The sequence below is a fragment of the Desulfopila aestuarii DSM 18488 genome (assembly GCF_900143695.1).
In the GTDB taxonomy this organism is placed as follows: domain Bacteria; phylum Desulfobacterota; class Desulfobulbia; order Desulfobulbales; family Desulfocapsaceae; genus Desulfopila; species Desulfopila aestuarii.
This window is the reverse complement of the sequence record NZ_FRFE01000079.1, coordinates 1-5,069: the sequence shown is the minus strand read 5'-3', so window position 1 is coordinate 5,069 and position 5,069 is coordinate 1. Positions and strand designations below refer to the sequence as shown.

Genomic DNA, 5,069 nt, shown 5'->3' with positions numbered 1-5,069 from the left:
TTTTTGTTGGAATTCTGTTTTGGCAAACTGATTCCAACAGGATACGTCATTTCTTTTTTAATTCTCCCTCAAACACCACTTTTGAGCATAACTCTCTTAAAATTAGCTGATACCTTTCCTGCCTGTACAACTTGTGTTGAAGCCGGAGGATTCGAACCTCACGACAGCGTTGTAATATAATGATATTACGAAAATTTAAAAATGCGTGTGATACACTTGTGATACATGACTATTTTCACATACAAGAAACTGATAGCTGCGACTCCTATTTTTTCTACTGTGCAAGTAGCTCACTGTATGCCCATCATTTTTAATGAAGCATAACGGGATACCACCTGGTCGGGCGTGTCTTCTTTGTTGATACCCAACAAAGGAACCAATTTGAAAGCAGTATCTGTCATCTGCTGATGCACTTGAAATTTGATCGACTCTGGCGTGTAATCGGGCAAATTGCCTAGCATCATCGATGAGCGTCGATCTGCCGTATCCGATAATCACCGCCGGCTGTACATGCAGTAATAGACAAATCAAAAAAACAAAATGGTTTAAAGATGAAAACGGCAGAAATTTATAATTGCAGTCGAGACTGTCCTCCGCATATTTGCCTAGCAAATATTAGGTATTTATGCCTATAGATTTCTCTGATGAAATATGTTCACATGACTGAAATTAGATATAACTCAATGCCAAACCTGTCGCGAGGCAGGGACGGAAAGCTACGGGGCTTATAAGCTAGCCGGGTTGCATCTTTGCAGGATGTAGACTCGGCTTTTTCATTGGACAAAAAAATGCTATTAAATAATTAAAATTCAGATAGTTGGAACCATCACCGTTCAAAAGCAAAAACATGAATTATTCTAAGCAACCTGATGGCTATCAATAATCAATAGGGAACATTCACCCGATTTGATATGGAAAAGAAGCTTAAGCGGGAAAATCCCAACTAATCATCAACTGAAGGAGGAGAAACATGAAAGGAAGAATGGTCGTATTCGGCGGTGTTCTTTTGGCACTAAGCATGCCTGCCATGTCATCAGCGTCTAACTGGGAATTGTATGACGATTTCAACTCTGAAACCATTGATCAAGAAAAATGGGTGAATACTAATACTATCTCCACTATTAGCATTGAAAACGGTCAGCTGAAAATTATACATCCTGAAGGAACGTCCACTCAATCTGCTTATTTAAAATTTATACACAACCCTGAAACAATAATTGGGATGAAAGCATCAATTAAAGTTTCTTCATGTTCTGGAGACGTACGTGCTAGAATGGCTGCTTATGCAGGGGCAATAGATGATAATCATTATTGGACGGCTATTCAAATAAGACCATCAGTGAATCGAATTACAACCAGTTCTACCCTCCAGGGTCCTCCGCCAAATTATGAAACCATAGCTGACACTCATTCTGCAGAGTTTCCTAACCCAATAAATTTGATCGGGAACACCTATACTGCAAGTATTATGTTCAGCGATGACAAAATATCTTATGCTGTAGAAGGGTTAGGTGCTATTAATTTCAAATATCCCATACCAGTAGATAGTTCTACTGAAAATTGGAGAGTTTTAGGTACAAGGGCAACTAATGGTGATGGGCCATGCACAGTCTATTTTGATAATGTATATGTTTTAAGGAAATAAGGTGAAGTCAACCGTTATTATAGTGTCAATATCATTATATTCAATATAATAATTTAACTTAATTTGAGGAAATGATGAAAATACAGACATTGATTTTTTGCATATTAACGTTTTTGAACGTGTTAATCTTCTCTAATGTTTACGGTCAAGATAATTGGCAACTATATGATGACTTCAGCACAGGGACTATCAGCTCGGAAAAATGGTTGATTGATGACTCCAGTGCGACTATAACCGTAGACAATGGCCATGCCGTATTTAAGCATAAAAGTGGATATCCTGAAGACTCTAGCTGGTTGTCTTTTGCTGATTCTCCTGAAACTGTTATTGGAGTTAAGGCGACATTTACCGTTCAGTCTTGTAGTGGTGATAGTGGTGATGTACGAGTAAGAATTAACGCTTTTTTGGGAAAGGTCGGGAATGAATACATCCGTTCTACTCAACAAATTAGACCTTATGACAAACAGTTAAAAGCAGGAACATCTAGCAATAGTGGACCACCGAATTATGAATGGTTATATGATTATTTTTGGGGAAATTTTCAACAGGTTGATGAAGCAATCGGTGTACCTTTTACAATATCTACAATATTATCTGGTACTGCATTTAGATATTCGACCGATAATATAGGTGAATTAGAATATATGTTTCCAGCGGAAACTACCATAAACAAATTAAGCAAAGAAGAATCTTGGATAGGTATTGGTACACAGAGCATAACAGGTGAGGGTGAATGTACTATATTTGTCGATGAAGTATATGTATTGAGAGATTCATCTTCTACGTGGTACTGGGATAATGACGGAGATAGATACGGCGATCAGGAGATCTCCGTAGAATCTGCATCTCAACCTACAGGATATGTTGCCGAATATGGTGATTGTGATGACAATGATGAAAACATTAATCCTGGCACGACAGAAACATGTAACGATGTCGATGACAATTGCGATGGTATCATTGATGAAACCTGTAGCACACTTCAAGGTTTCGATGTTGCATATTATTTACAGGCTAAACTTGCTGCTCTAAAGGCTGTCAACCCAGAATGGCTCAATGCAACCGTTAGTGATCTGCAAGCGACGTTAAATGGCTTAGGATTTACAGCCGAAACTCACTATAATCTATGGGGTTACAAAGAGGGGCTGAGCCCTAATCGGTTTTTCAATCAATCTGAGTATATACATGCAAAAGCGTTGGCTCTGTATAATGGTGGCGGATATTCATCCGTAGTAGAAGCTGAGGAAGCATTTAATGCAGCATGGCCATATGATGCCTATCAGCATTACCTTCTCTACGGTGCAGCAGAAGGAATAAACCCCTCAAATGCATTTGATGAAAAGGCTTACCTGACAGATAAGCTCGCAGCTCTGCAGGCAGCCGGTGATCAATGGGATAATAAGACCATTGATGACCTAAGAGCCTTTCTTTCCTCAATAAACTTGACCTCTCTTAATCATTATCTGAAATACGGTATTGCTGAAGATTTGACCCCAACTCCTGTTAAATAGACAAAAAGATATGAATAAAGGTAAAAACATTTTGTGAAGCCTGCAGTGTCATCTCATGCCTCGGGTGGACCTGCCTCCCTTGGACGATCAGATAATAAAAGCACTTACAGCAACTTTCCTGTAAGTGCTTTTATGTTGTGCAAGGTTAAAGAATCAATTCATGAAAGCATCTAATTTGATGCACATACATAATGGTGGCGTGTCAAAGATTCGTGTTGCCATAAAGCAGGTCCATCTTTAAAGTTGAGGTTCCTGAGATCTTGTGTGCCTTATACATCACCATTCCATGCAAAAGATCGCTGAAATATTACTCCATTTTAACCTTCTCACGATGATCGATTGTACTTTCGTATGAGTCAATTGCATGAAACAGAATTTTTTGCACAAAAACCGATTACCACAACAGTATCGTTCACGCCCTCAGGTAAATAAAACCTATAGCAGCCCTCTCCACATCCAAGATTGCCGTAGATTGAGAGCATCAACCAGATATCTTTCCCAGTGATCTTGCTCACGGTCGCTACCATGCTGCGCTTGATATTGTTTGGTGATCAAGTGTTTTACTTTTGTGCTGGTAACACGCCACTCAGTCAACAGTGTCTTCTCGTTGCTTGTTAGTCATAGCACCAATAACAGGCTGAATTAAATTAATATTTTGAAGCATAACTGGTCTCACTTACAAATTTCTTACAGTCCTAAATCTTATGTCAGGATCGTCATTCGTGATGCGACTCAAATTGCCTATTGCATGCATTATGAAATGAAGACCATGGCACTTCCCTCCATTATGTTGCAGAGCTCAACAGCCCCCGTACGCTAAAGCCCATACAAACACAGCCCTTTTTGCCCTTTGCAATTATAACCCTTCAATTTCAATAAATATTTGTTGGAAAATTCAGCTGGTAGAGCTACTATCGTGCCGAAGTTTCAATACCATCCGATAATGATTCATTGAATTTTAGATGAATAGATGCAGCAATATGTATTTAATATTACGAAACAACTACCAAAATGGAGAATGTTATGAAAAAGTCTGCACTGCTTGTTTTTGTCCTGTTCTCTCTGCTCTGTGGTATCACCGCTTGTGTCCAGAGCAAATCCATTCACGAACTTAATCCCGGTGTTTCGTTTATGGGTAAGGAAGAGGTAACAAAATTTCTTTCAGGTTCAAAGATTGAAGGCCCCGGCGCAATAGTTACTTATATGGAAGGAGGAAAGGCCGATATTTTTGTCAAGAAGAATGGGAAAAATATCAACGCAACGTGGAAGGTTCAAGATGATGGCATGGTCGAACTTATCACACAAGGTAGAAAAGATAGGAATTATTATTCTGCAGATGGCATAACAGCTTATGGTCTTGATGGAGGAAGTTCAGCTATTCAGAAAAAATAAGGTGGCTTCCTGAATTACTAACTACTCGAATACAAAGCCGATAAGCTGACCGGATCTGGCAGCAAGAGAAATATAGCTGACAGGTCCGGGCGAATTCTTTCTTTTGCCGAGTTACCTGAATTGCTAGGCTAATGGTGGTGCCTTTTAACTGCCGCAACTTTGAGGTAGAAAACAATGTTTAAAGAGTTATGCTCAAAAGTGGTGTTTGAGGGAGAATTAAAAAAGAAATGACGTATCCTGTTGGAATCAGTTTGCCAAAACAGAATTCCAACAAAAAAGGATACGTCATGATCAACAGTAAAGTTATCACACTGAAAAAGCCAGGAGAGTTTGTCGAAGACCCGCTGACCGAACTGTTACGTATCGGCGCCCGACAACTCATTGCTGATGCGGTTGAGGCTGAATTGCAAGACCTGCTCCAGCATTACGCAGAGCTGAGAAATGAGAAAGGGCACATGCAGGTTGTGCGCAATGGCTATTTGCCTGAAAGAGAAATTCTCACAGGGCTTGGGCCGGTCAAG

Annotated in this window: 4 protein-coding genes, 1 pseudogene and 1 riboswitch; all 5 genes and pseudogenes read left to right on the top strand. The window is 39.6% G+C overall.

Annotation, left to right across the window (positions count from 1 at the left end; all coding sequences use genetic code 11):
- On the top strand, positions 1-180 hold a 180-nt coding region (locus BUF15_RS27985; protein WP_234981287.1), incomplete at its 5' end, for a hypothetical protein.
- A gap of 495 nt (positions 181-675) precedes the next feature.
- Positions 676-749: riboswitch (cyclic di-GMP riboswitch) on the top strand.
- 221 nt (positions 750-970) lie between these two features.
- On the top strand, positions 971-1,645 hold the full coding sequence (locus tag BUF15_RS26235; protein WP_073617314.1) for a hypothetical protein: 675 nt from the start codon (positions 971-973) through the stop codon (positions 1,643-1,645).
- Between the two features lie 71 nt (positions 1,646-1,716).
- Positions 1,717-3,156: a putative metal-binding motif-containing protein gene (locus tag BUF15_RS26230; RefSeq protein WP_084554633.1), complete on the top strand. Its 1,440-nt coding sequence runs from the start codon at positions 1,717-1,719 to the stop codon at positions 3,154-3,156.
- A gap of 1,023 nt (positions 3,157-4,179) precedes the next feature.
- Positions 4,180-4,548, top strand: coding sequence for a hypothetical protein (locus tag BUF15_RS26225; protein ID WP_073617310.1), 369 nt, complete (start codon positions 4,180-4,182; stop codon positions 4,546-4,548).
- Positions 4,549-4,835: 287 nt separating this feature from the next.
- Positions 4,836-5,069: pseudogene (locus BUF15_RS26220) on the top strand (IS256 family transposase); the annotation flags it as partial.

Excerpts from the sequence above, each read along its gene's own strand:
- BUF15_RS26230 (WP_084554633.1), top strand. The coding sequence starts at position 1,717 with ATGATGAAAATACAGACATTGATTTTTTGCATATTAACGTTTTTGAAC.
- BUF15_RS26225 (WP_073617310.1), top strand. The coding sequence starts at position 4,180 with ATGAAAAAGTCTGCACTGCTTGTTTTTGTCCTGTTCTCTCTGCTCTGT.
- BUF15_RS26235 (WP_073617314.1), top strand. The coding sequence starts at position 971 with ATGAAAGGAAGAATGGTCGTATTCGGCGGTGTTCTTTTGGCACTAAGC.